Source organism: Symmachiella macrocystis, assembly GCF_007860075.1.
Lineage (GTDB): Bacteria > Planctomycetota > Planctomycetia > Planctomycetales > Planctomycetaceae > Symmachiella > Symmachiella macrocystis.
Genome location: NZ_SJPP01000001.1, coordinates 1,887,826 through 1,914,379, shown reverse-complemented (window position 1 = coordinate 1,914,379; position 26,554 = coordinate 1,887,826). Strand labels below are relative to the sequence as shown.

General features: G+C 54.9%; 22 protein-coding genes. 10 read left to right on the top strand and 12 right to left on the bottom strand.

The window, feature by feature from the left end:
* Positions 1 to 38: 38 nt before the first annotated feature.
* From CA54_RS07425 to CA54_RS07400, 6 genes are all read right to left on the bottom strand, one after another.
* Complete coding sequence (locus CA54_RS07425; protein ID WP_146370175.1) at positions 39 to 746, bottom strand: class I SAM-dependent methyltransferase; 708 nt, start codon at positions 744 to 746, stop codon at positions 39 to 41.
* A 137-nt stretch (positions 747 to 883) separates the two neighbouring features.
* Positions 884 to 1,903: a patatin-like phospholipase family protein gene (locus CA54_RS07420; RefSeq protein WP_197532269.1), complete on the bottom strand. Its 1,020-nt coding sequence runs from the start codon at positions 1,901 to 1,903 to the stop codon at positions 884 to 886.
* Positions 1,904 to 1,958: 55 nt separating this feature from the next.
* Positions 1,959 to 3,110 (bottom strand): HlyD family secretion protein, encoded by a 1,152-nt coding sequence (locus CA54_RS07415; protein ID WP_146370173.1) that lies wholly within the window; start codon positions 3,108 to 3,110, stop codon positions 1,959 to 1,961.
* A 104-nt stretch (positions 3,111 to 3,214) separates the two neighbouring features.
* Positions 3,215 to 3,961, bottom strand: a complete 747-nt coding sequence (locus tag CA54_RS07410) for an ABC transporter ATP-binding protein (protein ID WP_146370172.1) — start codon at positions 3,959 to 3,961, stop codon at positions 3,215 to 3,217.
* A 10-nt stretch (positions 3,962 to 3,971) separates the two neighbouring features.
* Positions 3,972 to 5,096 carry an ABC transporter permease gene (locus CA54_RS07405; protein ID WP_146370171.1) on the bottom strand — a complete coding sequence of 375 codons (1,125 nt, stop codon included), beginning with the start codon at positions 5,094 to 5,096 and terminating at the stop codon, positions 3,972 to 3,974.
* Positions 5,097 to 5,142: 46 nt separating this feature from the next.
* A complete protein-coding gene (locus CA54_RS07400) occupies positions 5,143 to 5,865 on the bottom strand; it encodes an N-acyl amino acid synthase FeeM domain-containing protein (RefSeq protein WP_146370170.1) in 723 nt (240 codons plus the stop codon).
* 1,134 nt (positions 5,866 to 6,999) lie between these two features.
* Here CA54_RS07400 and CA54_RS07395 point away from each other — a divergent pair.
* Positions 7,000 to 7,203, top strand: a complete 204-nt coding sequence (locus CA54_RS07395) for a hypothetical protein (RefSeq protein ID WP_146370169.1) — start codon at positions 7,000 to 7,002, stop codon at positions 7,201 to 7,203.
* Here the strand turns inward: CA54_RS07395 and CA54_RS07390 are convergent, their stop codons facing one another.
* The 3 genes from CA54_RS07390 to CA54_RS07380 all read right to left on the bottom strand — a co-directional run bounded on the left by CA54_RS07390 (position 7,204) and on the right by CA54_RS07380 (position 9,639).
* Positions 7,204 to 8,418, bottom strand: a complete 1,215-nt coding sequence (locus tag CA54_RS07390; RefSeq protein WP_146370168.1) for a class I SAM-dependent methyltransferase — start codon at positions 8,416 to 8,418, stop codon at positions 7,204 to 7,206.
* On the bottom strand, positions 8,415 to 9,038 hold the full coding sequence (locus tag CA54_RS07385; RefSeq protein WP_146370167.1) for a hypothetical protein: 624 nt from the start codon (positions 9,036 to 9,038) through the stop codon (positions 8,415 to 8,417). The genes CA54_RS07390 and CA54_RS07385 overlap by 4 nt, the downstream gene beginning before the upstream one ends.
* 166 nt (positions 9,039 to 9,204) lie before the next feature.
* Complete coding sequence (locus tag CA54_RS07380) at positions 9,205 to 9,639, bottom strand: nuclear transport factor 2 family protein (RefSeq protein ID WP_197532268.1); 435 nt, start codon at positions 9,637 to 9,639, stop codon at positions 9,205 to 9,207.
* 221 nt (positions 9,640 to 9,860) lie between these two features.
* Between CA54_RS07380 and CA54_RS07375 the strand changes: the two genes are divergently transcribed.
* From CA54_RS07375 to CA54_RS07360, 4 genes are all read left to right on the top strand, one after another.
* Positions 9,861 to 10,373 carry a DinB family protein gene (locus tag CA54_RS07375; protein WP_146370165.1) on the top strand — a complete coding sequence of 171 codons (513 nt, stop codon included), beginning with the start codon at positions 9,861 to 9,863 and terminating at the stop codon, positions 10,371 to 10,373.
* Positions 10,374 to 10,489: 116 nt separating this feature from the next.
* Positions 10,490 to 11,293: a peroxide stress protein YaaA gene (gene yaaA / locus CA54_RS07370; RefSeq protein ID WP_146370164.1), complete on the top strand. Its 804-nt coding sequence runs from the start codon at positions 10,490 to 10,492 to the stop codon at positions 11,291 to 11,293.
* A gap of 387 nt (positions 11,294 to 11,680) precedes the next feature.
* Positions 11,681 to 14,377, top strand: a complete 2,697-nt coding sequence (locus tag CA54_RS07365) for a cadherin repeat domain-containing protein (protein ID WP_197532267.1) — start codon at positions 11,681 to 11,683, stop codon at positions 14,375 to 14,377.
* A 76-nt stretch (positions 14,378 to 14,453) separates the two neighbouring features.
* A complete protein-coding gene (locus CA54_RS07360) occupies positions 14,454 to 14,897 on the top strand; it encodes a hypothetical protein (RefSeq protein WP_146370162.1) in 444 nt (147 codons plus the stop codon).
* Positions 14,898 to 15,004: 107 nt separating this feature from the next.
* Here the strand turns inward: CA54_RS07360 and CA54_RS07355 are convergent, their stop codons facing one another.
* Complete coding sequence (locus CA54_RS07355; protein WP_146370161.1) at positions 15,005 to 16,441, bottom strand: HEAT repeat domain-containing protein; 1,437 nt, start codon at positions 16,439 to 16,441, stop codon at positions 15,005 to 15,007.
* A 521-nt stretch (positions 16,442 to 16,962) separates the two neighbouring features.
* Between CA54_RS07355 and CA54_RS07350 the strand changes: the two genes are divergently transcribed.
* The 5 genes from CA54_RS07350 (at position 16,963) to CA54_RS07330 (ending at position 23,152) form a co-directional block, all read left to right on the top strand.
* A complete protein-coding gene (locus CA54_RS07350; protein WP_146370160.1) occupies positions 16,963 to 17,310 on the top strand; it encodes a histidine triad nucleotide-binding protein in 348 nt (115 codons plus the stop codon).
* Between the two features lie 120 nt (positions 17,311 to 17,430).
* Positions 17,431 to 18,453 (top strand): DUF3500 domain-containing protein, encoded by a 1,023-nt coding sequence (locus CA54_RS07345; RefSeq protein WP_146370159.1) that lies wholly within the window; start codon positions 17,431 to 17,433, stop codon positions 18,451 to 18,453.
* Between the two features lie 60 nt (positions 18,454 to 18,513).
* Complete coding sequence (locus CA54_RS07340; protein ID WP_146370158.1) at positions 18,514 to 19,881, top strand: aspartate aminotransferase family protein; 1,368 nt, start codon at positions 18,514 to 18,516, stop codon at positions 19,879 to 19,881.
* Between the two features lie 257 nt (positions 19,882 to 20,138).
* Positions 20,139 to 21,293, top strand: a complete 1,155-nt coding sequence (locus CA54_RS07335) for an N-acetylglucosamine-6-phosphate deacetylase (protein WP_146370157.1) — start codon at positions 20,139 to 20,141, stop codon at positions 21,291 to 21,293.
* Between the two features lie 368 nt (positions 21,294 to 21,661).
* A complete protein-coding gene (locus CA54_RS07330) occupies positions 21,662 to 23,152 on the top strand; it encodes a protein kinase domain-containing protein (protein ID WP_146370156.1) in 1,491 nt (496 codons plus the stop codon).
* A gap of 55 nt (positions 23,153 to 23,207) precedes the next feature.
* Here the strand turns inward: CA54_RS07330 and CA54_RS07325 are convergent, their stop codons facing one another.
* A complete protein-coding gene (locus tag CA54_RS07325) occupies positions 23,208 to 24,050 on the bottom strand; it encodes an ATP-grasp domain-containing protein (RefSeq protein WP_146370155.1) in 843 nt (280 codons plus the stop codon).
* A gap of 119 nt (positions 24,051 to 24,169) precedes the next feature.
* Positions 24,170 to 26,314 (bottom strand): alpha-glucan family phosphorylase, encoded by a 2,145-nt coding sequence (gene glgP, locus CA54_RS07320; RefSeq protein ID WP_146370154.1) that lies wholly within the window; start codon positions 26,312 to 26,314, stop codon positions 24,170 to 24,172.
* Positions 26,315 to 26,554: the final 240 nt, after the last annotated feature.

Below are 26,554 nucleotides of genomic sequence, written 5' to 3'. Positions count from 1 at the left end.
TGAGGGTTGTCGACGAAGCGGCACGAATGTTCTGCGGATTAAGCCGCTGTTTTTTTCACCGTCAAATACAACGTATTGCCCCGGACCTCATCGCCAATGATTTCGAATCCGTGTTCTGTGAATAATGTACGGGCTTGATCAGCATCAAAGGGACTGATCAGAATTCCCTTCCGCATCGCCCAACCATTGATCCGATTGGCAAACCAACGCAGCGGCGCCAATCCACGGGGATTTAATAGAACATTCGCCGTCGCCACACCCCCGGGCGCCAGCACGCGTGAAATTTCATCCAACGCCAATCCCGGATCGGGGAAACAGTGAAAACCGTTGGCAATATTGACCGTCTGAAATTGCCCGTCGCTGAAATCGAGTTTTCCCACATCGCCGTATTGCACTGTGACGTTCTCCGTCTTGCGGAACGCCTTGGTCGCTGATTCGATCATCGCAGACGAAACGTCGATGGCAATTACGCCGGGAGTCGGCCGTTTTCGCAACCGGCGGTACTTCAGGCACATATCAAGCACGCTGCCGTTGCCAATCGGAACCTCCAGATGACTCTCTGATAAGTTGCCCTCGAAAAACGAGACCTGTTTCCAGATCGTCGAATTGTAGGCGAACGTCACCAGAAACATGCCGCGGATGTCATACCACCACGACGGCGTGTTGAATGCCCGCGCTACCCGACGGACTGACGGTGAAGCGGAGGACGCGGCTAATGAGGCTGTGTTGGAGTCGACTTCGTACATGATTTCCAACTTATTCAATCGAATACTGTAGAACGAGCAAAATCCCACTCGGTCTGTTTTTTAAGTTTGGGTGGTATTAGGTATCTATCCCACTATGTATCTAGCCCATGGATCGACGACGGCGAACCAAGAGCGTGTTACAGGGCATCGAATCCGAATCCCGTCATCGTTGTATAAGGGTTGTGAGGAATCTGTTCCCGCTTCTTTTCCGGCGCGGGCAACGGACCGTCGTCCGTAGGCAATCGGACCGTCCGTGACGTATCACACGCCAATCGAACCGCATCTTCGGCCAATTCCTCAAGATCGCGATAATCCTTTGTCGCGGCCGGCGGGGCGGCCGATTTCTTCTGGATTTCACTCCCCGACAGGTCGAGAAAGTTCCGAGACTGTTCATAGCCCATCGCGTACAATTCCGCCCGCTCTTGGACCGAAAGATCAAAGTTAACCGACGAATGTGCACCGGTACGGATCAACAATGTCCGCCGCCATTGATCGCCGGAGATGCTCGGTTCATCGGCGGCGTCTAGCAACATTCCCGCTACACGTTGCACATACGTCTTGAGTCCAAATTGCTTGGAGCGTGCGAGTCGGGCCACCTGATTTCGCACCAGCCGAATGGTCACGGTCTCGTGCGGACTGTCAGGGAACAACAGCTCATCGTCGATTGCCGCCAAAGACCCATCAATCAAAATCGCGCCTTGCATGCGGCGCACGGCAAAGATGCCTGGAATTCCGATCGAACATCGCACACTCGTAGCCAGTTTGATATCGGGTGTCGTTTGATTCGAGAAAATGAACGGTTCGCCCGTTTGAATGTCAGTGCAAACCACAGACAATGGGTGCTGCAAATCACAAAAACGCCGCCCCTCCAAGAAGCTATCCAGCCATTGTTCGAAGCGGCGCCCGGCGCACAATCCATAACCGCGGACAATGCCCAACGGCCGAAAGTCTAAAAATTGGCGATAGTCGGTATCCCGCATGAGATCGACCGCCTCATCATGCGAAAATCCGGAGGCCAGGACGGAGGCAACCAAGCTACCCGCAGACGCACCGGCCCAGCCGCGAATGCGGCCGCCATGCTCGTCGATCCCTTTCAAACTGCCAAGATGGGCCGCCAATCGCGTGCCTCCACCTAACATGCAAACATTTAATTCCATGAACCGACTCCCCCCGAAGTCACAAGTATTGTGTGAATCGTTGTTGATTCCGCTATTAATTTCGTTGTTGTTGTTTCTTCGCGTCATCGGTGGTGACGACTTCCGGAGCATCGGTTTTGCTTTCCGAAGCTTCCGGTTCCTGGTCTGCACCCGTTTCGATAAACACATCAACAGGCAAGCCGACGACGAGGGTGTTCTGCTCGTCCAGCACGATGACAACTTCACGCACCTTCACGTCGATACGCTCGCCCGGTTCGTTGCTCATGTATTTCTTGGGAACCATCAACGGCGAACAGGAAACCACCTTGCCGTGAAATTTTGTCTCAGGATCACCATCGGCCGTCACGTAGGCGTGCTGGCCTGGTTTGACAGCCAACGCATCCAATTCTTCCACATAAGCCCGCGTCCGCATTTGCGAGGCATCGACCATGACCAGCAACGGCTGCAAGTCCTGAGGACCGACCATCTGTCCCGGTTCGCGACCCACGCGGAGAATCACCCCATCTGTGGGAGCGACTAACTCCGCCTTTTTCAATTCGGATTGAGCGACACCCAACTCTGCTTCGGCCTGAGCGATCTTGGCATCGGCAATAATCAAATCGTCCTCCCGAGCGGGAGCTTCGATTTCCTTAATCCGCGAATTTTCTAATTGCTGTTCCGCGAGGGCCGCCTGATAGGCCGATCGGCGTTCTTCGAAAGCCTCAGCCGTAATGGCGTTTTTCTTTTGCAGTTCCAAACCGCGTTGATAGCCTTGCTTGGCGGTTTCCAACTGCACGCGAATTTTGACGAGAGCGTTTTTAGCGACCTCAATCGTCTCGGGCCGTTCGCCGTTGGACAATCGCGTCCGCTCGCTTTTAGCGAGAGCCAATTTGGCCTGCGCAAATTCCAATTGTTTTTTTAACGTTTCCGTACCCAGGCCGGCCAGCACCTCTCCCTGTTTGACTTGTTGGCCTTCGTTGACATTGACCTTCGCCAAACGTCCGACGATCTCGAACCGCAAGGGAACATCACGCTGAGCTCCTTCGATGATACCGCTGGCAAAGATCAGCGGCCGTTTGTTGACCGCAATGGACGGTGTTTCCTTGGCTTCCGGCGCAGGCGCTGCGCCCGCTGACCAATTGTGCAGCCACGGCATTTTCTCAGGCGAGGTCATCGCCACGAAAGCGCCGATGCCCATCGGGAGAACAATTAATAATAACCACCGCATTGCTATGCCCTCGAGTCGCGATTACGACCGCGTGTTGTGTCTGATAAAACGTTGTTTGGTTTTCTGTAAGCCGTCAGGTTTGTGCCGACTCCGCAATCAATAAATTACCGAATATCATTCGCCGACACTGTTTGCCCGGCGAAGTTCGTGGTACGTGCTCGTTGTTCGGTTGTGGATTCATTAATCCGGCCGTCGACCAGATGCAAAATCCGGTCAGCCATCGAAAAAATCCGTGAGTCGTGCGTGACCACGACGACAGTTTTTCCCAATGACTTGGCCAGTGTGTTCAATGTCTTCATCGCACTTGCGCCCGATTCGGCATCCAGCGAAGCGGTCGGTTCGTCCGCCAAGATCAAATCGGGATCGCCGGCCAAAGCCCGCGCCAATGCAACTCGCTGCCGTTGTCCCATGCTCAATTGTGTCGAGCGATGATCCGCCCGATCTGACAGTCCGACCAAATCCAACAGCCGCCGCGATTCGGATTGCGCCAATCGGGACGGGTATCCCAACAGGTCCAACGCCACCTTCACGTTTTCCCAGGCCCGTAGACCGTCAAACAGATGAAACCGTTGAAACACAAACCCAATGTTTTCGCGACGAAACCTCGCCTGCTGTTTCGCATTCAGACGACTGACATCCCGATCCAAGATCTGTAACGAGCCGCTGTCAGGAGATAAAATACATCCCAGGATCGACAACAGTGTGGTTTTACCACTTCCCGAGGGACCGACCAAAAACACACATTCTCCGCGCATAACCTCCAAGTCGATCCCGTGCAGGACGGTCGTCTTGATCGCCCCGGACCGATAGGTCTTTTCAATGCCGCTGGAGAGAATGACGTGTTCAGTCACAGAACTAAATTTATCCTTGAAGTACAATGGCCGGATCAATCCGACGTAAACGTTGGAAGGGCAATACCGAAGCCACCAAACAAATTGTCGCCACCAGTCCTATCCCAGCCACGCGCAGCAGCATTGGAATTTCAATCGGTGCCAGCGGCGTGGAGCAATACGTCTCCGCCACCCACACGATGCCCATGCCGATCAACGTGCCCACTACGGCAATCGTACAGGACTGGACCAACACCACTTGTAAAATCTGACCGTTCTCCGCGCCGATCGCTTTGAGCGTCGCGAAATCGTTGACGTGATCCAATGCGAGCGCATACAAACTTTGGGCCACCATCAACAGGCCCACCAATAATCCCAGGACCGTTGCCATACCAAAACTAATACCAATTCCGGTGCGGTGCATCCAATAATCTTGAGAAATCTTGCGGAATTGGGCTGCCGTATAAACGTTTGCACTCGGCACGAGGTGCCGGATCTCGTCGCTCAGCTCATTGAGATTCACACCGTCAGCCGCTTGAATCAAAAAGTACGAGCAATATCCCTCGCGAATTTGGGCGTACTGTCGTGCGGAATCGATGTTGGTGAATACGTAGGGCGTGGTCATGAAACCAATCACGCCGTCGGTAAATCCTGTGATCTTTGCCCGATGCCCGCTAATTTCAACAATGTCGCCTATTTGTGCATACCCCAATTTGCGTGCATCGAGTCGGTCGATTGTGATCGAATCGGGACGGTACACATACGTCTCGCCTCCTTCGTCAACATTCCACGCAGCTCCTATCTTAGAAAGCGGGTCGATGCCGATAATCATCAGCGTTTCGAAACCGCCATCGGGCAGCGTCGCAATACTCGGCTGGACAATATAGGGGTCCGCTAGTGCAACACCCTGAAGTCCGCGGATGCGATTGAGCCATTCGACCGGAATGTCGTTGGCCAAGTCGACGTTTTCGACCAAGTGCTTTCCAACCCAGATGTCGGCGTCGGTGTGATCGACCAACAAACTGGCTTTGTGGATTAGCCCGAGATACAACCCGCCCTGAACATTAACCAAGACTAACGAGAAGATGACTCCCGTTAATGCTGTGATTAGTTTTCCGCGATTCGAAAGCAGAATTTTTAGGGCAAAAGAAATCATCGCGCGACCACCAGCAGGGGCTAGGTCGGCGTCCGTGTGTAAGTGATTAACACATCAGACTGGGGATAGTTAAGCCGCCTTCCAGTGCGGCATCAGCAAATTCTTCAACCTCAAGGGTGTTCATCGGAGTTGACAGCAGATCTTCCCTGGGAATGGCTGTCCCAAAGAACTGGCTATAACAGGCAGGCCGTTCCACATCAATACGAGGGAAATTCAAGGCACACGCCACAGCCGGATTATTTCTCACCGATGGGAAGGATTTTTGGCTGCCGATTTGCTCAAATCCCATAAACCGCATGTAAAACTGTGCATGACGGGGGTGGACGGCAATCAGAAACTGATCCATACCATTTTGGCGGGAATGTTGAGCCATCAACCGCGTCATTTGCACAAACAACGGCAATGTCTGCTTCACTTGTTGACGACGGTGCGCCAGACAAGAAACTTCGCCTAGAGAATATCCGCGGTCCCTCAGGCCGTTGACCTCCCGATCATAAATGCAATCCATCGGTAGACCAAGTTCACCGTCGCCGATCAAACTGACCGTACCGATGACTTCTTCCTGGTAAACCGCTATGAAAACATTGGTCGTCGGCAACAAATGGTACGGCGTCACGCGCATTTCGAACTCATTGGGCTCAATCAAACCAGTTTCGACATACGCTTCGTAAACCAGATTGAAGGCCGCCTTGCGCTCGTATTGCGTACTTGCGATGCGGTACGAGATCTCCTTCAGGGGCGCAACAGGAACATCGACCGCAATGTTCATGGTTGTTTCCGCCGGGGCTACCATGACTGCTCCAGTTGAAAATCTAGTCCATCGTGGGAAACCACGAAGTTTGGGTAACGTCTTTTCAACCATAGCTTACAGATTCCTGTCTAACGTCCTCGAACCCCGCGAAAGGGGTTTCCGGGTGCAATTTAATACTCAGTCGCCGACACCATCGATTTGGGTTTTCAACTGCAACTGAATCCAGACACGGAAGTTATGTCACAAGACATGTCTGGCGCATTCGCAAATGTCACTGTCAGCGTCGTCCTTCAAGGAATCAAACGAATTGCCATAACCTAACTCATCCGTAGAAATCACACGATTCCCCAAAGCGGTCACACGAATTGTGCCGATTGTTACGATAAAGCCTGGATCTGTCGGATATTGGCTTCGCTCAATCCAAGTTTCTGAATCCTTCAATTGTTCGGGACGCAAGCCGCGCCCTGAGTTGGTGGCATTGAAATCGGTCGTAAGCACACGACCAACAATCTCATCGACTCGTCGATGCCGTCACTACGGGGCGTATCACGTCTATTGTTCACATTTTGCCGGGAGAACCGGTGATCGGGGTCATAGTTTTCCTCACACGTCTGACCCGTACATCGATAATCCGGCGACCAGTAGTTTGTTTGGTCGTGTCAACGCTTTGAGGCCGTAGCCTCCCAAAACAAAAAGCTATGATTGAATGAATTCCCGTTTCTCTTAAGCATTCAGGTGCGCATTGCTCCGCATGCAAATGAGATACGTTTATGATTAAAATGTGGATAAGACGACCGAAACGGTCAGAGGAGAGAGGGCGCACAGGGGTGGTTTGAATCGTCGCGAACTTACCAGAGCGCGGAGCGCGTTATAGCAGCGCGTCGACGAAGGAAGAACAGGGATTCCCCTGAATTCTACAAAACCACTTAATCCTAAAAGACTGCTTCCTTGCGAGAGTTGGCCCGAAACTCCTATTTTACTCGCTTTCGTAAATAGCAATGTCCTTTAATGTACTGGCGTTGCCGTCAATTCCATTTGACATCGCGCAAGTGATAGAGTAGAGAGGTTACGTAAAGTTTCCCGGAAGGACAAGGCAACGAAGCAACTCGACGGGCAGTTTTTTGGCTCAATGTAGCCAATCGGAAAATCAGCATGGCCATGAACGACGAAGAATTGCTTGAAATCAAAGACCGCCTGCAAACCGGATATTGTAATCCGCATTGGCGCAAGCACGTCGAAGAACTCGTCTCAGAGGTCGAACGACTGCAAACGTTGCTTGATGCAATCACGCGGCTCTCTGCCGTTGACCCGGCGGATTTCGACCATGATCCCGGTTCGGATACCGTGATTCTTTGACTAGTCTGCGACCCGCTCCGCTAGCTCGGGCAACACTCGCTCCAGGTGCGGCCGCTCGATCGACAGCAGTTGCTTCAACGTGCGATATTCCCCAATCAGCGCCGTTCGCCGGGCTTCATTCACAGGCTGCTTGACCGCTCGCAGTAACACGTTTTTCGCCGTGTGCTCCATATCGATAAACTCGACGACCGATGTGGCATAGTCACAAATCCCTAGTGCCGTCGCCCGCAACGCATCGGTGGCAACCGCCGCAAACCGCTCCTTGAGAATCCCATGCGCGGTCAATGCCCGCAGCTCCTGGTTCTGGATCGAGCTCGCGAACTCGTGCTGACAACATGGGACTGCCAGGATGACCTCGGCTTTCCAACGCACCGACTGAGCAATGGCGTCGTCGGTCGCGGTATCGCAGGCGTGCAGTGAAACGGAGAGGTCGACTTTCTGTTCGTCTGCAAAGCGGTCGATATTGCCCGTCTCAAATCTCAGCCCCTGGCAATGCAGCTTCTCGGCAACTCGCTGGCAGGTCGCAATCACACTCGGTTCGCGATCCAAGCCTGTGATCTCCACATCAAAGTCGTGGATCACGGTCAAGAGATGGTGCAGGGCGAAGGTCAAATAGCTTTTTCCACACCCAAAATCAATCACCCGCAAACGACGGTCGCGGGGCAGATGCTCCACGATATCGTTGACGATCTCCAAGTAACGATTGATTTGCCGAAACTTTTTGCGTTTGGCGGCGCGCACGGCTCCGTCGGCGGTCATGACTCCGATCTCGACCAGAAACGGACAAGCGGTTCCCTCAGGGATCAAATACTGCTTCTCGCGATCATGTAATCGCACAGACGGCTGTTTGGTTGGTGCATGGCGTTTGACTTTGAACGAGCCATCCGACCGTGCTCGTAAAACGTAGTCGCAATTGGCGGTGAATAGATGCCCATGTTCGAATTCGGTTTGTAACAGCTCCCCCAATCGCGCTGCCGCTTCCGGTTCCGAAAGGTTCTCGTGCGTCTCTTTTTTCTGAAAGTGATACGTCAATTGAACAGCCGTCTGATCCTTGATCGCCACCAGCCGCGCTGTGACCTTGCGATATTCGGCAGACGAAGCGGAGCGGCGTTTGCTCAACGTACACTGCACGAAAACCCCGTCGTCCAGAGCTTGGGAAAACAGTTCCGTGGGAAGAGCAGGGGACAGATTCACGTCCGGAGAGGAATGGGTCATGTCACCACGTGTTTCCAGGGCGGCGTTGCAATCAGATTGAACATGTTGTGGTCAAACGCCTCTCGAGGTGAAGCCGGTACGAGTTTCAATTTTGTGCTGTGACCACGATGAATGATCCATGCACCAAAGCGGCGGGAGATGGATTGTATCATCGCACTGGGAACAAAAAACGCACCGGGGTTCTCCATCAATGACCGCGGCATCGCATCCGCTTGTTCGGGCTCCAGGCGTTGTGGGTGAAATGCGGATGTGTGGGACAGTTCGTCAGGACCCCAATTCATAAAGACTGCATACAGTGACAATGGAGCCCACAAAGCCGAAGCGAGCGACCACATGACCATGCTATCCGTACGACTTCGCTCCGGTTCAGCGACTTCATCGATGAGGTGCGGTAAAAAATACAAGCCGTTGGTCGTGGCGTACAGCAAGCCCCGGGCGGGCATCGCGCGGCGGCGGACCGTTACTTCTCCCAACGGCGCACGGACCTCTCCCAAGATTGTCTGCAATCGGGAGAGTGGTGGATCGGCTTCGTTGATGTCGACCGCTGCCATGCAATCGGGGCAATGCCCGCCGCGAGGCTCGACCCAGCTATAGCATTCGTGGCACAACAGCATCGACATACAAAATTCCAAAGTCAGCCCGTTTCCCTACAGTTCGGCCGGCAGTTGCCGCTTCTTTACTGTAGTTGCCGCAGCCCCGCGCGGCAAGGTGAGCCGTACGGCAGACGCTTCCGCAGCGGGTTGCGAAAATGAGGAATCACCACCAGTTACCGGTCATCACATCCGGTCACTTTTTGACCGGCGTCTCTTGGTAGAACACCGAACGCCACTCGCCGTCCCGCAAGGCCCATGTCGACGTCGCGAATACAGTGGTGAGGGGAATCTTCTTATCGCCGTGATTTCCCTTCCAACGGAATTTGTAGGTCAAAATACCCACGTCCGGACTGACCTGGACCAGCTTCACGTCGGTCACTGTGTAAGATGTAATCGTCACATGTTCCAGGCTACGTAAGATTTCCTGGCCGGTTTGGCGGCCGCCGTCGTACGTGACGGCGAACGTCTCTTCGGACAACAGCATTTTTAATGTCGCTTGATCCTGCTGTTTGATGGCTTCGATGAGTTTTGACTCTTGTGTCAGCAGAGTTTTTTGAAGTGGGTTCGGCGGCGCATCGGCACCGGACAACAACACCGCAAACAGAATGATGGCGAATCGAATTTTCATGGTGACTTTCACTCCCAACCGATGGCAGAAAAACCGAAGTCCTAAACGATCAGCTGATTTTATGAGCCGATGCACTCCCCAACAACCGCGCAACATCCGTGGCAGTTGCAATTGGCGTGGTTCTGGGGCCTTGGAATTTGCATGTTGGAAGGCGTGACCATAAAATCGGCGGTCATCCTTCACCATTTGCAGAAACCTGTTCGCATTGAGGTCGCCCTGTCATGAACATTGGCCAAACGATGATACCTGAGTTTGATATGGAAATGGCGAATACGCGAAAAGTGTTGGAGCTGGTTCCTGATGACAAATGGAACTGGAAAATCCACGACAAATCCAACACCGTCGGCTGGGTCGCCAATCATCTGGCCGACATCCCCGCCTGGGTCGAGATGACCCTTTGTCACGATACACTCGACGTCGAACCGGTCGAAGGACAGCCTTATCAATCCCCCGTAGAAACATCGACAGCTGCGGTTTTGGCATTGTTCGATAAAAACGTCGCCACTGCCCGAAAATTGCTGGAAACCGTCGAGGACGCAAAGCTGTTTGAGCCCTGGTCACTATTACGGCAAGGGCTAGAACTCATGACCATGCCTCGCTTGGCTGTCTTGCGAACCTGGGTTCTCAATCATACGATCCACCATCGCGCGCATTTGTGCGTCTACTTGCGGGTCAATGATGTTCCGGTGCCCGGTCTCTATGGCCCCTCGGCCGACGATGCCGGACCGGCCTAACAAGTCGACGACGGAAACAAATGTTGCGACCTGCCTGGTCGGAGACTTCGCCAACCCACCCGTCGGCAAGAGCACTCCTGGAATAACGTTACTTCTCGTAAAACGATCGTCCCGCAATGTTGATACTGCTCTCTCCGGCAAAAACACTTGATCTGTCGCCGCAACGGCAAACACAGACATTTACCGAGCCACAATTTCCCGACGATGCCCAGCGGTTGATTAAAAAGTTGCGCGGGTTGTCGATGAAGGCCTTGGGAGAGTTGATGGGGATCAGCAGCGACTTAGCGCGGCTGAATCGCGATCGGTATGCGGAATGGTCACTTCCTTTTACGACAGAAAATGCAAAACAGGCTGTGCTGACGTTTGACGGCGAGGTCTATACAGGACTCGAGGCGAGTTCGTTTCGCGCGGCTGACCTCAAATTTGCGCAAAGTCATTTGCGCATACTGTCGGGTCTGTACGGCGTGTTGCGTCCACTCGATTTGATGCAGGCCTACCGGTTGGAGATGGGGACGCGACTCGCCACTCGGCGGGGCAAGGATTTGTATGAGTTTTGGGGTGATCGGATTTCACAATCGATCAATGCCGATTTGGCGCAACAAAAACATCGCGTGTTAGTCAATTTGGCATCGCAGGAATACTTCAAGGCGGTACGACCTCAGCAGGTCGAAGGCCGGACCGTAGCGGTGGTGTTTCGGGAGATCAAAACCGGCAAGTCGCGGACAATTGCGACGTTTGCAAAACAGGCGCGGGGACGGATGGCGGCTTGGATCATTCGCAACCGCATCGTCGACCCGGCCGACTTGAATCAGTTCGCCGAGGCGGATTATCAATACGTCGCCTCAGAATCGACAGCGGACGAAATCGTCTTCTCCCGCCCGCAACCGCCACCACCGGGCAAAGCCAAACGGCCGGCATAATTGCCATCTCCCGAGTGACCGGTAATGCCGACAGAGACGCCCGAATCTTCTCTGAACTCCCTGTCGAAGGTTGCTAAAAAGCATCATCGCGCATGGCAGGTGCTAGAGTCTAATGCGGACGCGGATTTCTCGGAATCCGTGAAGTTTCGCGATTTGATGGACCGTGCAAGCGACTTGGATCGGTTCAGCGACTTCATTCTGCAACGTCCATTCTGAAATGTCATGACCGTCAAAGTTGCGTGATTACGAAACCAGCAGGTTTTGTGCGTAACCAACAGTGGGCACATGACAAACCAGATTGGGGACACTACTACCATCCTTAACTCCAATAGCCGAATTTTCGTCGCCGACTCGCGATGGAATGGCATCGGTTGGGGGGCAATTGACGTGCGAATTTCTCTTTTTATCACAACCGTCTTGGCCATTTCAGCCCAAACGGGCATGTCGGATGAGACACCATCCGCTGATGCACCGGTGCAACCGCAAGGGCCCCGGTTTTCCGTCGCAGAGAATAGTCCCGTCGGAACCACGGTGGGAACGGTCACCTCGAAAAAAGGGACCAACCCATCGCTGCGGACGTATTCCATTACGAGTGGCAACGAACAGCAGACGTTCGTGATCCACGCCAAGACCGGCCGGATCGCTGTGCGAAATTCGACTCGATTGGACTACGAAACCAACCCCGAATACGTGCTGCAAGTCACGGTCGAAGGGACGGAAGATTTCGAAGACAGTTTCGACAGCGGGTTCGCTGCGGAATTGCGAAAATCGGGCATTAACGTCAACGACGACAAACAACTGATCGAAACGCTCTCTGTGACGATCGAAGTCAAAAACGTCAATGAGTTTCCCGCACTCGAAAAACATACGCTGTCGATCGCAGAAAATAGCGCCGCCAGTGTGGTGGTCGGCCGCGTCTTGGTCTCCGATCCTGATGCTGGTGACACGCTTTTGTTTTTCTTTAACAACGACAACGCGACGTCGCCGTTTCGTATTGATCCCCGCACCGGTGAGATCACAGTCATTGATCCCACGGCACTCGACTATGAAATACAAACCGACTATGAAATGAACGTCGTCGTCATCGACGCCGGCGGAGCGGCCCTCTCGGAAACGCTGCGCATCGAAGTGACGAACATCAACGAACCACCGCATCTTGCGGCCGAAACGTTTACGCTGCCCGAAGCCAGCAATCCCGGCACGGTTGTCGGTCGTATCCCCGGGGTCGATCCCGATGGCGAAGCTGCACTGACTTATGCCATTGTCCGTGGAAATGACGACAACGCTTTCGTCATCAACGAACTGACGGGCGAAATTAGCGTTGCACAAGGCGCTGCTTTGGACTTCGAACAGACACCACAACGACAGATTGGCATCGAAGCTCGCGATGCCCAAGGCGACATCGGAACGACCGAAGTACAAATTGAACTCACCGATGTAAATGAACCGCCTGTTGCCGGAAACCAAGAGTTTGCGTTACCCGACCACATCGAATCCGGAGCGGTGATCGGAACAATCTCGGCAAATGACCCGGACCAGGGGGAACTGTTGACATTCGGGATTACCGACGGAAACGATGACGGTGCCTTTGCGATTGATCCGCGAACCGGTGAACTGACAGTCGTCTCTCCAGAAAAACTAAATGCCCGGTCCGCACGTCAAGCAGCCTTGTCGATCAGCATCGCCGACCGTACGGAAGCATCGGCTACAGCGACCGCGACGATTGATTTGGGAATCGCCCAGGCAGATTCATCACTGGCCGCCGCCATTCGGGCCATGTCGTCAGAAGACGAAGATGATCACGGCACGGCGAATCCCGTGGACAGCCAAACAGCAGCGGTCACACCCAAGCCGACCCCTAAAGCAAAACCGGTTCCGCCAGTTACACCCCAGGTTGCAACCCAAGCCACTACGCCGGCCGCGGTGACAACGGCAACACCCACAAACGTGGTTCCTGCATCCAACAAACGGGCGGCAGCGAGCTGGTTGCTGCTTTGTATCGGAGGGGCTGCGGTCGTTTGGGGGGGAGTGTTGGTGCTAACGTCGTTGCATCAGCGTCGAATGTCGGCGACTCTCAGAAAATCAATTGCCGCCGCCCATCACGATGAAGAATTGCTACATGAGCGGATGCTGAGTTTGGACGCGTTTTCAAACGAATTGCGTGCCGAACGCGACGAATTGATGGCCACGCGGCGGCTGCTCACCGGAGAATTTGAAAAACTCAAATCGCTGTTGGGTCGGCAAACCGAAGAGCTCCGCTCGACCGACACTGTGCTGCAACACGGAGATGAAATACTACAAAAACAAATGGCGACTGCCGCCGCACCCACAGCTGCATCGGGCGCCGCCGATGAAAGTTTGGATTCGGTGCGCCGTGAATTCGCCGAGCAACACCAACGCTTGGGGACATTGCAGGAAACGATGGAGCAACGCGATCGCGAGCTGATCGATACCTGTTCTAAAATGGATACACGGCTGGAAGAGGTTCTGCAGAAAGTGTCGCTGATCGACGCTTTCGACGAATTGCAGCAGGGATGCGGAGATGACTTACCTCCTTCTGACGAGGATGACGTTGCCGGAGCCCATGCGATGGCTGCTTGGGACAAACGGCAAACACAGATTTACGAACTGGAACAACAATTTGACGGCGACCCCGGCGAACCTTCATCAAGCGGAATTGCGACGAAAGCGGCTTTGCCGAACGAGACCTCGATGTCGAAAACGGCGATTGAAATGGATTATTCTAGTGAGCCTCCTACCGGTGAGCATTCACCAGATGAGCATATCACCGAAGAAATGCAACAAAAGTGGGCTGCCCGTACGGAACTGAATACACTTCGCTCAGTGGCCAATGAATCCACGCGAACGACCCTTGCCAAATATTCCCGTAAGAAGTTTTTCAGAAGCAAACTGCTGTTGGGTTCGCTGGGACTATTCGGAGTCAGTTTCGCATCACTTCTGTGGCTGGGCGGATTGGGAGCCAAAGCCTCACAAACATCGCTGGGCTGGGGCGCCTTGGGGGCAAGCGGCGTTGCGATGGTTTTGCTGGTGTCCTCTTGGTTGAAACACCGTAGTAAGTCCTAAGCGGCTGGTATCGAAAACAGAAACAAGACGAAAGCTCCACGACAGCTGACGTTGCCCACTTGATTGCAAGGGCGGAATGATGGTCATTGCCAACTCACAAGACCAGAAAATTGAACTTCAAAACTACTTGCAACGTTTAACGGACGCGACGGATCCGCAGCCGGCCAATATCGTCGAACTGCGCATCGAAGAACGTCTCAGTCGAACGCTGCCCACACTCGTCGCTCCCTGGGGCGAAAATGGTCCGGCGATCGACCAAGCGATGTTCGTCGTCACCAAAAACCTGTCCGCTACCGGAGTCTCATTGATTTCACAAACGGGCATCGAAACCGAAAACCTGTTGATGGTTTTGTTGAATCAGTCGGAGTTCCGCTTTCTCAAAGGCTTGGTACGATACCGTCGTCCCATTGATGGCGGGTTTGTGCAAGTGGGCGTGGAATTGGAACGTATTGTTGATCCTTGCGAATTCCCCAAATTACTGCAATTGGCCAAACTCATCGCACGATTGAATCGCTCCTAAAGACACACAGCGACTAGACGTAAAAAAACGGGGCGAAGGGACACAAGCGTCACCTCCGTCCCGTTTGTTCTGTATACAACTGGTTGCCTGACGAACCAGCCATTGCTTTACGGGTCGATGAGCAGCAAGGCGCGTGTGGCAGCGTTGCGGACGCCCGGGTTGTCGTCATTCATTGCTTCGAGCAATTCCGGAACGACAGTCTTCGACGGTGAACCGACAGCCCCCAAAGCGAAGGCTGAAACTTCCCGTACGCGGGCATTCTCATCGCTCAACCGGCCTGCCAAAGCTTTGACCACGACATTGCTGTTGGGCGCGATTTCTGCCAAGGCATAAGCGGAGACCCAACGGACGTCAGCGTCAGCATCGTCCAAGGCGCTGGTCAATACGGCAATGGAGTTCGCATTCTTGCCGGCCACCTTCCACAAGGCTTCAGCCGCTTGCAAATTGCCCGGCGTCACTTCGCATTCTGAAGCAGAGACGAGCATCGGTACTGCTTTTTCGGCCGGTGGGCCAATCTCGCCCAAGGCGACTGCTGCCAGTGACTGCACCGAATTGGTGCCGTCACTCAGTCCATTGGAAAGTGTGGGAACCGCAAACTCGGTTTTATGCGTGATCCGCCACAAGGCCAACGCAGAATGCATACGCACCTTGGCGTCGGCATCGTGCAGCAAGACCGTTAATGCGGGAACCGCGGGTGCAGCTTCCTTTTTCATCATTCCCAATCGATAGACAAGTTTGTCTCGATTGGGTGAGCTTGGATCACGCAGTGCATGCAACAAATCAGCAACGTCGCCTTCTGCTTCCAGGGGAATCGGCAGGGCCGGGGCCGTCGTCGGAAAAGTGGATGTCGGGCGACGGTCATCAATTGCAATGTCAGAAGCAGCCGGAGTTTCGATAGTCTCTAATCGAACCAACGGTTCGCGGCGTTGCATTTGCCGCGGTTTTCGCGTCACTTGAGTCGCACGCTGTTCAGACGCAGTCGTCGTCGGCTCAGTCGTGTTCACTTGCCGTCGCGTACGCGGCGGAAGAAACAGATCGCTGGATGCTTCCTCATCGTTGGCCGGGACCGGTTCCGACTCAATGGGAGGAACTTCCGGAGGCAAGTCCAACGCGGGAGCATCTTCGGAAATATCCGGCACCGGATTGATATCGGTGGGGACGTCGTCGGCCGGTTCTTCGTAAGGTAGGGCCGGCGGTACGGGCGGAGGTCCATCCTCAGCCGGTACGTCACCAGTGTCGACCGGCAGGTCACCGTCATCGGCCGGTTCGGGGGCCGGGACGTCAACCGGCATCTCGGAGTCACCCGGGTATTGCGGCTGCATCATCATGGGCGAACTGGGGCAGTATCCCCCCGGCGGGCAGTTTTGGAAGTCTTGAGGAAAGACCCGCCAACACGTGGGGAAGTAACCGTAATACTGTTGGCAATGTGGACTGATCTTGACCGGATCGTATTCGGTTCGATTTTCTTTGTGAAATAGTCCTTTGAACCACCCCGCCGATACGGTCGTTGGCCAGAAGATGGGAATGACTGCGAGGGCAGTCACGACAGACAGAAGCCGACTAGCCGACCACGATTTCTTTAACACGATGATCTGCCTCCCTGCGGGGCGTTTTCAGTAACAAGACCTCGATCCCCTGCGCGCTCAGACAACGCAAATTCGAATACCGCTTCCGCTTATTTGGGGAAGAGTTTCGAGGCTGGGTCGGATCCAGGTAGGTTATTTGGTCGTTGAGGTCCCCCCTGCGCAAAACCGATTCTTGCGCGATAGGACCACGGGTACGGTTTACATCGGTTGGTGCACCCGGTCCATTTGAAGGAATTGCGCCGGTTATGCCCGACTTGACGTCTCTTACCTAGATTGACATGCAGCGGGCGTCTCATCGCAATACCGCCCTGTCCCTTGCGAGGCGGAATCGGGCCGCTACCTCGAATTGAGATTGCCAAACGGATCTGATACGCTCGCCACAGGACCACGCGAAGCCGACTCCAGAGCGGGTGGGCGTTGTTGAGAAACCAACCGGCTCATAATGGGCGCTGCCGTATGCCCCTCTAGGAAAGCTCGCGATGAGTGACGAAAAAACGATCTTCAAAAAAATCATCGACAAAGAAATTCCAGCAGACATCGTTTTCGAAGATGACCTCTGCTTGGCTTTTCGCGACGCCAATCCACAAGCACCTACGCACGTGCTGGTGATCCCCAAGCAGGAAATTCCTTCAGTCGCGGATTTAGCCGATAGCGACGCCGCTTTGGCGGGTCACTTGCTGTTGGTAGCCCGCGACGTGGCAAAACAGTTAGAATTGGATGGTGGATTTCGCCTGGTGGTCAACAACGGTCCCGAAGCGGGCCAAACAGTGGACCATCTGCACATCCATATTCTCGGAGGCCGTAGTTTGGTTTGGCCGCCCGGATAATCCCGCACGGTGAAATTGCCCGCTGAGGATATAAAACCGTAATTCGTTTCACCGTTAGATCTCACCCCTTTGATATCCGCCTTTGCAAAGACATCGCTCACGAAATTTAAGGAACACCGCATGCGATCGCCCAAACCTCTGATTGCCTTTGTTGTCATGGCCGCCATGGGAACGTTGTTGTGGGCCGGCGCCGAGGGGAACGTTCCTTCGGGAGAGCGGATGATTGTCGCCGCCGCCAAATTTGAAAATTCGCTCAATGCCAAACAACGCAGCAAGGCGGAATTTCAATTCGACGACGAGGAACGCTTGAACTGGCATTTCATTCCCCGTGAGCGAAAAGGACTTCCGCTGAAAGACCTGGAAGGGGAGGCACTCAAGGCAGCCCACAACCTGATTCAATCAGGACTGTCCGATGCCGGTTATACGCAGGCGTTGGATGTGATGAGCCTCGAAGAGGTGGTCTACCTGCTTGAACAAGGCGACCGGCAAGAACGCCGCGAACGCCGCGACCCGGACAAGTATTATCTAAGCCTATTCGGTAAACCCAGCCCGCAAGGGAAATGGGGCTGGCGATTGGAAGGGCATCACCTGTCGTTGAATTTCGTCGTCCAAGATGGCCAAGTTGTCTCCAGTACACCAGAATTCTTCGGTGCCAATCCCGGCTATATCAGTGCCGGACCGGGACGGGAAATTCGTGTGTTGGCGGCCGAAGAAGATTTCGCTCGGCAAATCGTCAACATCAGCACCCCGCAACAGCTAAAAACAATCTGGATCAGCGAAAAGGCGGATAGAGACATCCGCGGCGCCGGCGAATCGCAACCGGTGGTCACCGATCCGATTGGCTTAGCCTATCGCGACATGAGTGACGAACAACAAAAACTGTTGTCCGCACTGCTCAGCGAATACCTGCGGAACATGCCGCAAGATATTTCGCAGCAGCGGCACGCGGAATTGAAGGCGGCCGGTTTAGACGACATTACTCTCGCCTGGTGGGGCGGTCGCGAACGAAACGAACCGCACGCCTACCGGTTGCAGGGACCGACCTTTATTGTCGAATACAATAACACCCAAAACTCCGCCAATCACATCCATTCCATCTGGCGCAGCCTCAGCGGCGATTTCGATGTCGCCCGCAATCAATAACGGATTGCGGGCATCAGCCGCGCTTGCAGGAACGTCTGTGAATACAATTGAGGTCGACCGATGAGTCAAGTCGTCAGCAGTGCGTTGGAACAAGAGTACCGCGATACGTTTCCGGAATCGGCAAACCATTTTCAACAAGGCCGGGAAACGTTTCCCAGCGGCGTGACGCATGATGCGCGGTATTTAGAACCGTTTCCGGTCTATGTCCACTCGGCCACAGGATCGCGCAAGCAAACTGTCGAAGGCCGCGAATTGATCGACTATTGGATGGGGCACGGATCGATGTTGTTGGGGCATAGCCACCCGGCCGTCGTCGCTGCCGTCCAGAAACAAGCCGCCCTGGGCACGCACTACGGTGCCTGTCACGAATCGGAAATGCGCTGGGCAGAATGGGTGATCAATCTCGTCCCTTCGGCCGAACGGGTGCGATTCGTCAACAGCGGCACCGAGGCCACGTTGATGGCACTTCGCGTTTCTCGCATTGTCAGCGGCAAAACGAAGGTGATCAAATTCGCCGGTCATTTTCACGGTTGGCATGACGGTTTAATCCCCGGCGCAGATGCTCCGCATGACACCGGTAGCTACGCGATGCCGGGCGTGACCGATAGCGTGATGGGCGATCTGGTGATTGTGCCGCCCAACAATTTGGCCGCCTTGGAACAGGCCATCGACGAACACGACCCGGCTTGCGTGTTTGTCGAAGCCACCGGCGGGCATTTCGGGGCTGTTCCCGTACGGGGCGAGTTTCTCCTTGGCTTGCGCGAATTGACGGAGCGCAAGGGCGTGATTCTGGTGTGCGACGAAGTGATCACCGGTTTTCGCGTGCATCCCGGCGGAGCTCAGGGGTATTACGAATTTGTGCCCGACCTGACAACGATGGCCAAAATCCTCGCGGGCGGACTCCCCGGTGGCGCGCTGGCCGGCCGCGCTGATTTAATGGCGGCGCTCGAATTCGACAATCCGCACGGCAAGAAAATGAAGCACCCCGGCACGTTCAACGGCAATCCACTTTCCGCCGCCGCTGGGATTGCTGCTCTAGAAATCGTTTCCACCGGCGAACCCTGTTCGCACGCCAGCGAGGTCGCACGACGGCTCCGCACAGAGATCAATGAGGTCTTCGCTCGTAAGAATACGCCGTGGGTGGCCTACGGCGAATTTTCGGCCGTCAATATCTTGCCAAACTACACTGGTCCCCGCCCGGAGAGCGACGATTTTATTCCGCACGATAACCAGTTGGAAATGCTGGACATCAACTTCGATCGCAAACTCACCAGCGCGTTTCGCATGGCGCTGTTACTCAACGGAGTCGACTTTTTCGGCTGGAAAGCGATGACTTCAGCGGCGCATTCCGAGGAAGACATCCAACAAACCGTCGCCGCCTTCGACCGTATGATCGACCGCCTCCGCGACGAAGGCCTGTCGGAATAGCTTCAACGATCTCATAAGGCCAATCGTAGGGCAGGCTCCCGCCTGCCGGATGATACGTTGGACGTGGCTTGGTAAATGCGGCGGCAGGCGGGAGCCTGCCCTACTTACTCGCCTCACTCACTGGGAAGGCATTCCTTGAGGCTCGTGCGCAATCGCTTCCACATCGCATCTGCCTGGGGTGAAGCGGGACCGTATTATGTTTATATTAGGGACATACTAAAGTTTGCGTGAACGCTATCGGGAACCATGAGGCTGTGATGTTTATTGAGGGACGCCGTTACGATACCGGAGAGCCGGTCCGCATTTCGATTGACCAGGGGCGGATTGCCACAATCGAACCCGCGCGACCAACCGGCCCCATTGAAGAGTGGCCGTATGTCGCACCCGGGATGTTTGATTTACAGATCAACGGCCATGGCGGCATCTGGTATTCGCAACCGGGACTGACCGCCGAAGATATCATCGGCACGCTGGTGCCGCATTTCGCGCACGGTGTCACGCGGATGTTTCCGACGTTGGTGACCAACTCATTTGAGAATCTGGCTTCCGGATTCACGGCGATTCGCCAAGCCTGTGATCAAGAAGCGTGGGTTGCGGAAATGGCCCCCGGTTGCCATTTGGAGGGACCGTACATTTCGCGCGAAGACGGACCGCGCGGGGCGCATGGATTGGAGTATGTCCGCGACGCCGACTGGGACGAGTTTTCCCGCCTGCAAGAAATCTCCGGTAATCGTATTAAACTCTTAACCTTGGCGCCGGAGGTGCCCGGCGCGATTGAGTTGATTCGCCGTGCGGTCAAGTCGGGTGTCACCGTCTCCATCGGGCATACAGCAGCCACCCCCGAGGACATTCGCGCTGCCGCCGATGCCGGCGCCACGCTGAGCACGCATTTGGGCAATGGAGCCCACGGCATGCTGCGGCGGCATCCCAACTACATCTGGGAACAACTGGCCGAAGACCGCCTGCACACCAGCATCATCTGCGACGGACATCACCTGCCCGCCAGTGTGGTCAAAACAATTCTCCGCGTGAAATCGCCGCAGCAGACGATTCTGACCTGCGACGCGGCCGGATTAGCGGGATGCCCGCCGGGGGAATATCGCAATGCGGGCGTCGACGTCGAAGTCTTGGCCGATGGACGGATTGTGATTGCCGGGCAGGATCAACTGCTCGCCGGCTCCACGCTTTGTACCGATGCCTGTGTTGCCAACGCTATGCGTCTCGGCGGCGTATCACTGAAAGAGGCGATCGACATGGCTGGACGAGTCCCCGCGCGGTTGGTGGGGCTGGAGACCATCGAACTTCTCCCCGGTTCCCGAGCGGACTTGATCACGTTCCATGTTCCGCCTGAGTCAAATTGCCTGGACATCCGTGCAACATTGTTTGGTGGGGAATTCCGACATGGCGGCTGATACCAGCCGGTGGAGCGATAAAAACTCATTCCGGCACGGACGTTGCTGGTTTTCCCTACGGTGCGCAAGGATACACTTGAACATCGTCTGGGAGATGATATCATCAAATTAGGGGAATTTCGTAGCCTCGTGCTGCCTCTTCCCGTACCATGGAAAAGTGTACGCAGCCCGAAATCCGACTGTGGGGACAGTACTCAGGAGAGACAGGCTGTTTACTTTTGGGAGAATTGTCGTAGCGTGAATTGATGAACAGCTTAAGGAATCGTGGGAGGGGCAACCGAAGACCGCTACGTTTCATATGAAATCCCTGCGGTGCCCTCATCCGTCGCCCCCGTGGACAGACAGCAGCCTGAACTCGTAACAATCTCATGCGTTTAACCTCCGTCGATAACCTTGGCCATCAATTGGTTCGCTTGGAGTTCGTCACTCAGTCCGAACTCGCGGCCTGCATGGCTCAATTGCGCGGCAACGGCAGCACGCCGGAGGATCTGTTACGGCTATTGGAACGCAAACAGCACGTGACGTCGTATCAAGTGGGCAAAATATTGCGGGGCGAGATCGATTTTCTCGTGCAAGGGCGGTACACGCTGATGTACCGCAATGGGGCGGGAAGTTTCGCACGCGTGTTTCGCGCCAAAGCCCGCGACACGGGTGAAATGGTCGGCATCAAATTGCTCAGGCAGCGATACGTACAAGACCCAGGGAGCGTCGCCGAATTTCACCGCGAAGCGGAATTGGGCAAGACGATGAAGCATCCCAACATCGTGCCGATTTACGATGTGGGGCGAAACGGCAACCACCATTATTTTTCGATGGAATTCATTGAAGGTGGAAACCTGCGCGAGTTGATGCGGATTCGCAAAAAACTTTCAGTAGCCGACGCTACGCGCTCGACGCTGGATATGGCCAGTGGTTTGGAATACGCCTTGGGCCGGGGCTTCACGCACCGCGATCTGAAGATGACCAACGTCCTGCTGAGCAGCAAAGGGGTTGCTAAGTTAGTCGACTTCGGATTGGCCGGCGGCGATTTGCATTTGCACCACGAGCCGGGCGAAAGTTCAGCGCGGGCCTTGGAGTATGCCACTCTAGAAAAATCGACGGGTGTTCCGCCCAACGATCCCCGCAGCGACCTATTTTTTCTGGGCGCGATTTATTACGAGTTGCTCACCGGAGTTCCCGCTTTTGGCCGCGCGCGCGAGCGGTCCGACCGGGCTCAAGTCAGCCGCTATCGCGACGTCCGTCCGATCACCGCAATCGATTCGACGTTACCCGGCGTCGTTGTCGATATTGTCAACAAGATGTTGCAGTACAATCCCAAGTCACGCTACCAAACTCCCACGTCATTAATCAGCGATCTACGCAGTGCCCAGCGCGAATTGGGAGACACCAGCAGTCCAGACGTGCCTTCGCAGCCGTCCAAGCCGTCCAAGCGGCGCCAACGACGGCGTGATAGCGACATGCGCACGGTGATGTGCATCGAGGATCGCTCGAAACAGCAAAATGACTTACGGAGCTATTTCTCGAAACATGGATTTCGCGTGCTGATGCTCAACGACCTGCAACGCGGGTTGAATCGATTGGCGACGGCACCTCCCGACTGCATGGTGATTATGGGTGAGTCGGTCGGCAATGGTGCCCTGGAGGGATTCCAAGAAGCAGCCCGGTTGCGAAACGGTTCACCGATGGTCACCGTACTCGTGCTGCCGGAAAACCAAGCCGATCAAAAAGCGGAAGTCGACATCACGCCGACCGAACAGGTCCTGGTCCAGCCGGTCACCCTCCGCGAGCTACGCACCTGCATCAAAACCGGTTTAGACGCCGCAGGCGCCAACGGTAAGCCCCGCCCGGAACGCAACTGAGCCATCCGGCGTTCCGGTAACCATTCGATGCACGAGAATTCGCTGGACAGAGGTTTCATACTTGTTGACGCCAAGTATCGAGTGCAACCTCTGAAACTGCTTTAACGATAGCGGCTGTGTCGCATGCGTACAGGTCAGCGCAATTGAACACGCCGATTTCCAACAACCGATACGCACCTTGGTCCGTTCTGCAAATATCAGCCACCCAGACACGCTCTGGTTGATACGCTGATAAGGCGATGATTTCTGCTAACTCCAAGGCTTTCGGGTCTTTCGCCGCTTTGGGAGCAAACTTTTCAGAATCAATATATTCTGAACTCGCAACGATGGCTTGGTCTGCAATGACGAAACGCCACTCAGCGACGATTGATTTTGGCGAGCTGACGACAACGACGGCATTGGCAGGAACATCATAAAAGCCCATCAACTCCAAGTCGGCATCGAAGGTACTTGTTGAGGCAATTTGGCCAGTGAACAGCTTTAACGGGGAATCAGGACGAATGAAAATCTTATCGTCGCATCCCAGTGTGTCGAACAAGAATTCACGGCACCGCCGGAGTTCACCGAATGGCAGCATTATGTAGTCATTGTTGAGGAGGTGTTCCCCAAAATGGCAATAGTATGAGGAGCATGCAAAGTTTTCGAAGTTTGCGAACACCCCTGGCTTCCAACGTCGTTCGCGTGAAATTCGTGACACGATTTCAATGTCACCGTGGACAACGGCGCATGCATTTTTAGGAAAGACCTCACGATACGAACAGCCTTCGTCATCCCAGCTGTAACCAGCCTTTGGATCATTAATCAGCTGTACTTCGTGACCTTGTGCGCGAATATCGGCAATCAATTGGTCACGATAATGATCAAAGAGCCCTGCATCGATAACCCAACCGACGTTCATCTGTCGTTTTGACTCCGGAGGAACGCATACAACCACAAACCGGCGCGCCGGACTTTAAGGGCCCGCCGACTCAGCGGCGAGCCCTATGTTTGCGATGTTACCGACTAGCGCGCTGCTCGCTAATGGAGGTCCATATCGCACGACAAACCGCCGCTTGCGCCGATGTAGGTTTGCAGCACGTAGTCCATCACCATGCGGTCGGCGTTGAATCGCCAGCCTAAGGTTCGCACGGCGCGCTTCATGCGCTTGATCCACTCTTGCGGCAAATCGTCGACGTCGCGGCGGTAATACAGCGGCACGACCTCTTCGGTCAGTACCTTCATCAGGCTGTCGGCATCGCGTTGATCCTGAATCTCTTGATTCACGTGCGTACGTCCTGTGCCGATGGCGAAGCCGTTGCTGCCATCGTAGGCCTCAGCCCACCAACCGTCCAAGATCGAGCAGTTCAACCCGCCGTTGAGGACCACTTTTTGGCCGCTGGTTCCCGAGGCTTCCAACGGACGCCGCGGGTTGTTGAGCCAGACGTCGACCCCTTGCACCAAGTGCCGGCCGAGATTGATGTCATAGTTTTCCAGCAGCACCACCCGCCCGCGGAAACGCTCATCCTGGGACAACTGGTGAATCCGCTGTACGATGGCTTTACCGTTGTCGTCAGCTGGGTGAGCCTTGCCGGCAAAGATGAATTGAATGGGCCGCTCTTCGTCGCCGATCAGATCGGCCAATAGGTCCAAGTCCCGCATAAACAAATCGGATCGTTTATACGGTGCGAACCGCCGCGCGAATCCAATCGTGAGGATCTGTGGATCCAACGAGGTTCGCATTTTCTCGATTTGCTCCGGCGACTCTTTGCGCCGCTCCGCTTGGGCGATCAGCTTTCGCCGCGAATAATCGATCAAGCGGGTTTTCAGCAATTGGTGGGTTTCCCACAATTCGCCCGGCGAAACCGACTCAAAATCGGCCCAGACCTCCGGTTGCCCGGAGTTCAAATACCAATGATCCGGCAACACGCGGTCGTAAAGCAACCGCATTTGTCCCGCCAGCCATGTCGGCACATGCACGCCATTGGTGATATGTCCGATCGGAATTTCTTCTTCACTCCGCCAAGGCCACAAATTCGCCCACATGCGCCGACTGACAACGCCGTGCAAACTGGAAACCGCGTTGGCCTGCCGGCTGAGTTTGAATGCCAAGACGGTCATGCAGAACGACTCGTGCATGTTTTGCGGTTCGACGCGACCCAAGCCCAACAGAGCATCGTGGCTGAGTCCCAATTCGTCACGCAACGGGCCGAGGTGTTCTTCGACCAAGTCCGCGTCGAAGCGATCATGGCCGGCAGGAACCGGAGTGTGCGTAGTGAAGACGCACATGGCAGCCGTCTCCCGCAGCGCCTCGTCAAAACCGAGTTCGTCTTCGGTGATCCGTCGACGAATGACTTCCAAGCCCGCGAACGCCGAGTGTCCTTCGTTCATGTGGAACATGCCCGGCTGAATGCCGATCGCTTCCAGAGCGCGCACGCCGCCGATGCCCAACATGATTTCCTGACGAATCCGCGTGCGTTGGTCGCCGCCGTACAAACGGGCGGTCAATTGGCGATCTTCGTCTTTGTTTTGTTCGATGTCAGCATCGAGCAAAAACAGTTTGACGCGGCCGACATCCACGCGCCAGACACGGGCATGGATATCTCCACCGCGGGTGGCGACGGAAATCACCACCGGTTTTCCTTCGGGATCAAGTGCCGGTCGGACCGGTAGATCGTCAACGTTGAGTTCGGTATACGATTCCTGTTGCCAGCCGTTATCGTCGATGTATTGGTTGAAATAACCTTCGTCGTAGAACAGCCCCACGCCGACCAGCGGCACACCCAAGTCGGAGGCGCTTTTCAGGTGATCGCCTGAAAGCACACCAAGTCCGCCGGAATAAATCGGCAGCGATTCATGCAGGCCGAACTCGGCCGAGAAATAGGCGGCCGGCCGTTGTCCCAACACGCCGGCGTGCCGTGCACCCCAGGCATCGGTTGATTCCATATAACGTACCCAACGCCGGTACGCCCAGTTAATCCTGGTGTTCAGGCCCATTTCCATCGCGCGGCGTTCCAGCTTTTCGGGCGGAAACTCCTGCAACAAGATGACAGGATTGTGTGCCAGTTTTGACCAACGGATCGGGTCGATGCTGCGAAAGATTTCGCCCACTTCGGGTTGCCAGGACCACCACAAATTGCTGGTCAGTTCGGTCAATTTTTCGTGGAGGGTTTTTTGTTTAGCCATGAATTTCGCCGTCTCGTCTTCGTTTTATGATGCCGACGCGCATCAAACTGCGCGCCGCGCGGAACGACCAATGTACGGAAAATAGCCGCGTGGATGTGGTTTAATGAATCACGCCGCGACAAGCAACACGAACCGATCAGACTGAGGGCAGTCCCCAACATCTCTCGCGGTCGCGCTTCTATCCAAAATGGCGGAATCGCCTGCAGATCGATAATCCACATCCGCCGCAAAGTATAGCGA

Bases quoted from the DNA above. Each gene is read 5' to 3' on its own strand.
- CA54_RS07425 (WP_146370175.1), bottom strand. From the start codon at position 746: ATGTACGAAGTCGACTCCAACACAGCCTCATTAGCCGCGTCCTCCGCT.
- CA54_RS07420 (WP_197532269.1), bottom strand. From the start codon at position 1,903: ATGGAATTAAATGTTTGCATGTTAGGTGGAGGCACGCGATTGGCGGCC.
- CA54_RS07415 (WP_146370173.1), bottom strand. From the start codon at position 3,110: ATGCGGTGGTTATTATTAATTGTTCTCCCGATGGGCATCGGCGCTTTC.
- CA54_RS07405 (WP_146370171.1), bottom strand. From the start codon at position 5,096: ATGATTTCTTTTGCCCTAAAAATTCTGCTTTCGAATCGCGGAAAACTA.
- CA54_RS07400 (WP_146370170.1), bottom strand. From the start codon at position 5,865: ATGAACATTGCGGTCGATGTTCCTGTTGCGCCCCTGAAGGAGATCTCG.
- CA54_RS07395 (WP_146370169.1), top strand. From the start codon at position 7,000: ATGGCCATGAACGACGAAGAATTGCTTGAAATCAAAGACCGCCTGCAA.
- CA54_RS07390 (WP_146370168.1), bottom strand. From the start codon at position 8,418: ATGACCCATTCCTCTCCGGACGTGAATCTGTCCCCTGCTCTTCCCACG.
- CA54_RS07385 (WP_146370167.1), bottom strand. From the start codon at position 9,038: ATGTCGATGCTGTTGTGCCACGAATGCTATAGCTGGGTCGAGCCTCGC.
- CA54_RS07380 (WP_197532268.1), bottom strand. From the start codon at position 9,639: ATGAAAATTCGATTCGCCATCATTCTGTTTGCGGTGTTGTTGTCCGGT.
- CA54_RS07375 (WP_146370165.1), top strand. From the start codon at position 9,861: ATGAACATTGGCCAAACGATGATACCTGAGTTTGATATGGAAATGGCG.
- yaaA (WP_146370164.1), top strand. From the start codon at position 10,490: ATGTTGATACTGCTCTCTCCGGCAAAAACACTTGATCTGTCGCCGCAA.
- CA54_RS07360 (WP_146370162.1), top strand. From the start codon at position 14,454: ATGATGGTCATTGCCAACTCACAAGACCAGAAAATTGAACTTCAAAAC.
- CA54_RS07350 (WP_146370160.1), top strand. From the start codon at position 16,963: ATGAGTGACGAAAAAACGATCTTCAAAAAAATCATCGACAAAGAAATT.
- CA54_RS07345 (WP_146370159.1), top strand. From the start codon at position 17,431: ATGCGATCGCCCAAACCTCTGATTGCCTTTGTTGTCATGGCCGCCATG.
- CA54_RS07340 (WP_146370158.1), top strand. From the start codon at position 18,514: ATGAGTCAAGTCGTCAGCAGTGCGTTGGAACAAGAGTACCGCGATACG.
- CA54_RS07335 (WP_146370157.1), top strand. From the start codon at position 20,139: ATGTTTATTGAGGGACGCCGTTACGATACCGGAGAGCCGGTCCGCATT.
- CA54_RS07330 (WP_146370156.1), top strand. From the start codon at position 21,662: ATGCGTTTAACCTCCGTCGATAACCTTGGCCATCAATTGGTTCGCTTG.
- CA54_RS07325 (WP_146370155.1), bottom strand. From the start codon at position 24,050: ATGAACGTCGGTTGGGTTATCGATGCAGGGCTCTTTGATCATTATCGT.
- glgP (WP_146370154.1), bottom strand. From the start codon at position 26,314: ATGGCTAAACAAAAAACCCTCCACGAAAAATTGACCGAACTGACCAGC.